Here is a 5,051-nt window from a genome sequence, read left to right as displayed (position 1 = left end):
GTTCTGGAGCGGGCGCGGCGTGAGGCGGCCGGGGCGGAGGAGGACGCGCGGCGGCTTCAGGCGGAGGCCGAGGAGCGGGCGGCGGAGCTGCTGGCGCGGGCGCGGTTGCGGCAGGAGCGTGTGGAGCGGGAGACGGAGCGGATCGTGCGGGCGCACGAGCAGCGGCGGGAGGCGGTGCGGCAGCACATGGCGCATGTGCGCGCGAGTCTGGCGGCGATCACCGGGCGCGGCACGGACGGCGCGGATGCCGCGGGGGGCTCGGGCAGCGCGGAGGGTGCGGGCGGCCCGGAGGGCCCCGGCGGTACGGGCGGCGCGACGGTGCCGGGCCAGGGGGCACCGGCCGAATGACCGGGTCCCCCCGGGTATCCTGCGGATGACACCACACCTTCCCGCGCGGTTCCGCCGCGGTCCCTCCCGTGAACCGGCGGTGGCCGCCGGGTGTGCGGGAGTGGTCCTCCGGGTGGGTTCCGTGTCGGTCCGGCAGCCCGTCCCGCCATCCGTCCACAAGACGTCCGAAGTTCCGTCCCGAAGCCGAAGGGCACACCCGTGAGCGCCAACCGCCCGGCAGCCGTCGTCGTTCTCGCAGCGGGTGAGGGCACCCGCATGAAGTCCGCCAGGCCCAAGGTCCTGCACGACATCTGCGGGCGGTCGCTCGTGGGTCATGTGGTGGCGACCTCCCGCGAGCTGGATCCCGAGGAGCTGGTGGTGGTCGTCGGCCACGGCCGCGAGCAGGTCACCGAGCACCTGGCGGCGCTGGACGCGAAGGCGCGCACCGCGGTGCAGACCGAACAGCGGGGCACCGGGCACGCGGTGCGCACGGCGCTCCAGGCGCTGGCGGCCGACGGGGTGCGCCCGTCGGGGACGGTGGTGGTCGTCTGCGGCGACACCCCGCTGCTGACCGGCGAGACGCTGTCGAACCTGGCCGAGGCGCACGCCGGGCAGGGCAACGCGGTGACGGTGCTGTCGGCCGAGGTGCCGGACGCGACCGGTTACGGGCGGATCGTGCGCGCCGAGGACGGCGCGGTGACGGCGATCGTGGAGCACAAGGACGCCACCGAGGAGCAGCGGGCCGTCCGGGAGATCAACTCGGGGGTCTTCGCGTTCGACGGTCGGCTGCTGGCCGAGGCGCTGGGCCGGATCGGCACGGACAACAGCCAGGGCGAGGAGTACCTGACGGACGTGCTGGGGATCCTGCGCGCCCAGGGGCACCGGGTGGGCGCGTGTGTGGCGGGCGACCACCGGGAGATCGTCGGGATCAACAACCGGGTGCAGCTGGCCGAGGCGCGCAGGCTGCTCAACGACCGGCTGCTCGAGCGGGCGATGCTGGCCGGTGTGACGGTGGTGGATCCGGCGTCGACGTGGCTGGACGTGACGGTGACGTACGAGCCGGACGCGCTGGTGCATCCGGGTACGCAGCTGCTGGGGTCCACGCGTCTGGGCGCGGGCTGCGAGGTCGGGCCGAACTGCCGGCTGGCGGACACCGTCGTCGGCGAGGGCGCGGTGGTGTCCAACGCGGTGACGGAGGCGGCGGAGATCGGCCCGGGCGCTTCGGTGGGCCCGTACGCGTATCTGCGGCCCGGGACCCGGCTGGGGCCGAAGTCGAAGGCGGGCACGTATGTGGAGATGAAGAACGCCGAGGTGGGCGAGGGCACCAAGGTGCCGCATCTGTCGTACGTGGGTGACGCGACGATCGGCGAGTACTCGAACATCGGCGCCGCGAGCGTGTTCGTGAACTACGACGGGGTGAACAAGCACCACACCACGATCGGCTCGCACTGCCGCACGGGGTCGGACAACATGTTTGTGGCTCCTGTCACGGTCGGGGACGGGGCGTACACCGCCGCCGGGTCCGTGATCACCAAGGACGTGCCGCCCGGTTCGCTGGCCGTCGCGCGCGGCCAGCAGCGCAATATCGCCGGTTGGGTGGCCCGCAAGCGTCCCGGGAGCGCGGCCGCGCGGGCGGCCCAGGCCGCCGCGCGGGAGGACGGCGACGACTCCGTGGTCCAGGGATGACCTGGCGGGAGTGCGCCGGCCAGGGCGTACCGTGAGAAGCGCACACCGTGGTGCGCCCCGACGAATCGATGCTCGCAAGGAGATTGTGTTGTGACCGGGATCAAGACGACCGGCCAGAAGAAGATGATGTTCTTCTCCGGCCGCGCCCACCCCAGTCTGGCGGAGGAGGTCGCGGGGCAGCTCGGTGTCGGCGTGGTCCCGACGAAGGCGTTCGACTTCGCCAACGGCGAGATCTATGTGCGCTTCCAGGAGTCGGCCCGTGGCGCGGACTGCTTCCTGATGCAGAGCCACACCGCTCCGATCAACAAGTGGATCATGGAGCAGCTGATCATGGTGGACGCGCTCAAGCGGGCCTCGGCCCGGAGCATCACCGTGATCGTGCCGTTCTACGGCTACGCGCGGCAGGACAAGAAGCACCGCGGCCGTGAGCCGATCTCCGCGCGGCTGGTCGCCGATCTGCTCAAGACGGCCGGCGCCGACCGGATCCTCACCATCGATCTGCACACCGACCAGATCCAGGGCTTCTTCGACGGTCCCGTCGACCACCTGTTCGCGCTGCCGGTGCTGACGGACTACGTGGGCGGCAAGGTGGACCGCTCCAAGCTGACGGTGGTCTCGCCGGACGCGGGCCGGGTGCGGGTCGCCGACCGCTGGTGCGACCGGCTGGGCGCGCCGCTGGCGATCGTGCACAAGCGCCGCGACCCGGACGTGGCGAACCAGGTGACCGTCCACGAGGTCGTCGGCGACGTGCGGGGCCGGGTGTGTGTGCTGGTGGACGACATGGTCGACACCGGCGGCACGATCTGCGCGGCCGCCGACGCGCTGTTCGCCAACGGTGCCGAGGACGTGATCGTGGCGGCCACGCACGGTGTGCTGTCCGGCCCGGCGGCGGACCGGCTGAAGAACTCCAAGGTGAGCGAGTTCATCTTCACCAACACCCTGCCGACGCCGAGCGAGGTGGACGTCGACAAGATCACGGTGCTGTCGATGGCGCCGACGATCGCCCGCGCGGTGCGCGAGGTGTTCGAGGACGGCTCGGTGACGAGCCTCTTCGACGAGCAGGCGTAACGGTTCGGCGGGGCGCCGTACCGGGCGGGTGTCCGGTACGGCGCCCCCTGCCGTGTCCGCTCCCGCTTCCCCGGGGCGGTAGACTCGTGGAGTTGCTCGGCGAGGGAGCCGTGTCCGCGGTGGCACGGTGATCCGTTATCGACGCGCTCTTCGCAGCAGGTCAGTCGTGGCCGAGTAGCTCTGGCAACCGCCACAGAACCGACTTGAGAGACGAGGAGTGCGTCATGGCTGACGTCAAGATCTCCGCCGAGGTCCGCAAGGAGTTCGGCAAGGGCGCGTCCCGCAGGCTCCGCCGCGAGGACAAGGTCCCCGGTGTCATCTACGGGCACGGCACCGAGCCGGTGCACGTGGCCCTTCCCGGCTACGACCTGATGATGGCCCTGAAGACCTCCAACGTGCTGATCACGCTGGACATCGAGGGCCGCCAGGAGCTGGTGATCCCCAAGGCCGTGCAGCGCGAGGCGATCCGCGGCTTCCTGGTCCACATCGACCTGCTGGTCGTCAAGCGGGGCGAGCAGGTCACCGTCGAGATCCCGGTCCACACCGAGGGCGACCTGGCCCCGGGCCAGTTCCTGCTGGAGCACGTGCTGAACACGCTGCCGGTGGAGGCCGAGGCGACCCACATCCCGGAGTCCGTGACGGTCTCCATCGAGGGCCTGGCCGCCGGCGACTCCGTCCTGGCCAAGGACATCCCGCTGCCCAAGGGCTCCTCGCTGGCCGTCGAGGAGGACACCGTCGTCCTCAACGTGCTGGCCGCGCAGGCCGAGGCGCCCGCGGAGGGCGAGTCCGCCGAGGGCGAGGGCGCCGCGGAGTGATCCGCGGGGTTCACACCCCTCTTCCTCTCCGGCCGCCGGCCCGCGCCGTGGGCGCGGGCCGGCGGCCGTGGTGCTTCCCCTGTAGGTCCGCGGTAGGTCTGCTGTAGGAGAGAGACGACGATGAGCGACGCCGACGCCCCCTGGCTGGTGGTGGGCCTGGGCAATCCCGGCCCCGAGTACGCGGCGAACCGGCACAACGTGGGTTTCATGGTCGCCGATCTGCTGGCCGGGCGGATCGGGGGGAAGTTCAAGGCGCACCGCTCGCGGGCGCAGGTGCTGGAGGGCCGGCTGGGCGCTCCCGGCGCCGGGAGCCGCCGGGTGGTGCTGGCCAAGCCGATGTCGTACATGAACCTCTCGGGCGGCCCCGTCACCGCGCTGCGCGACTTCTACAAGGTGCCGCTGGAGCATCTGGTCGTGGTCCACGACGAGCTGGACATCGACTACGGGGTGCTTCGGCTGAAGGCGGGCGGCGGCGACAACGGCCACAACGGGCTGAAGTCGATCACCAAGTCGCTCGGTCCCGGTTACCACCGGGTGCGCTTCGGCATCGGCCGCCCGCCGGGCCGGATGCCGGTGGCCGACTTCGTGCTGAAGGACTTCTCCTCCGCCGAGCGCAAGGAGCTCGACTACTTCGTGGACCGGGCCGCCGACGCCGTGGAGTGCCTGCTGGTGGACGGTCTGGAGCGGGCGCAGGGCACGTACAACTCCTGAGCCGGGCACGAGCCGTTCCCGGAGCGTGGGGCCCCCGGGCGTACGCCGGGGGCGCGTGGAGGTTGACCGTCCGCTTCCCGGTGCCCCAGGATCCCGCCATGTCTCCTGGGTTCCTGGGCACCTCCGTCAGGCGCGGCCGGGTGCGCCGGGCCGGTGAGAGCGCGTACGGCCTGTTGCTGCTGGCGAGGGCGGCGCTGATGGGCGTGGTGGCGGCGGTGCTGCTGATGGCCGGCGTGTGGGTCTCCCTCGACGGGACGCGGCAGGCGGTGGCCGAACGAGGCGCGGTGCGCGGCACGATGACCGTCGCCGAGTGCGACGGGTGGACGTGCACGGGGCCGTTCGCGCCGGAGGGCGGCGGCGGGGGCGCGAGGGCGGAGGTGGCCGTCGAGGCGCCGGTGTCGTACGAGGCCGGTGAGCGGCTTCCGGTGGCGCTGTGGCCGGGCC

Annotated in this window: 4 protein-coding genes and 2 pseudogenes; all 6 read left to right on the top strand. The window is 72.2% G+C overall.

What is annotated here, in order from left to right; translation table 11 throughout:
- A pseudogene (locus L7D48_RS25630) lies at positions 1-348 on the top strand (cellulose-binding protein); the annotation flags it as partial.
- Between the two features lie 198 nt (positions 349-546).
- Positions 547-2,013 (top strand): bifunctional UDP-N-acetylglucosamine diphosphorylase/glucosamine-1-phosphate N-acetyltransferase GlmU, encoded by a 1,467-nt coding sequence (gene glmU, locus L7D48_RS25625; protein ID WP_237882963.1) that lies wholly within the window; start codon positions 547-549, stop codon positions 2,011-2,013.
- A 90-nt stretch (positions 2,014-2,103) separates the two neighbouring features.
- Positions 2,104-3,081, top strand: a complete 978-nt coding sequence (locus L7D48_RS25620; RefSeq protein WP_237882961.1) for a ribose-phosphate diphosphokinase — start codon at positions 2,104-2,106, stop codon at positions 3,079-3,081.
- Between the two features lie 224 nt (positions 3,082-3,305).
- Positions 3,306-3,896: a 50S ribosomal protein L25/general stress protein Ctc gene (locus L7D48_RS25615; protein ID WP_237882959.1), complete on the top strand. Its 591-nt coding sequence runs from the start codon at positions 3,306-3,308 to the stop codon at positions 3,894-3,896.
- A 120-nt stretch (positions 3,897-4,016) separates the two neighbouring features.
- Positions 4,017-4,607 (top strand): aminoacyl-tRNA hydrolase, encoded by a 591-nt coding sequence (gene pth / locus L7D48_RS25610; RefSeq protein ID WP_237882957.1) that lies wholly within the window; start codon positions 4,017-4,019, stop codon positions 4,605-4,607.
- A gap of 98 nt (positions 4,608-4,705) precedes the next feature.
- Positions 4,706-5,051, top strand: a pseudogene (locus L7D48_RS25605) (hypothetical protein); the annotation flags it as partial.

This window comes from Streptomyces sp. ICN903 (assembly GCF_022015835.1).
GTDB lineage: Bacteria > Actinomycetota > Actinomycetes > Streptomycetales > Streptomycetaceae > Streptomyces > Streptomyces fenghuangensis.
This window is presented reverse-complemented; position numbering and strand designations above follow the sequence as displayed.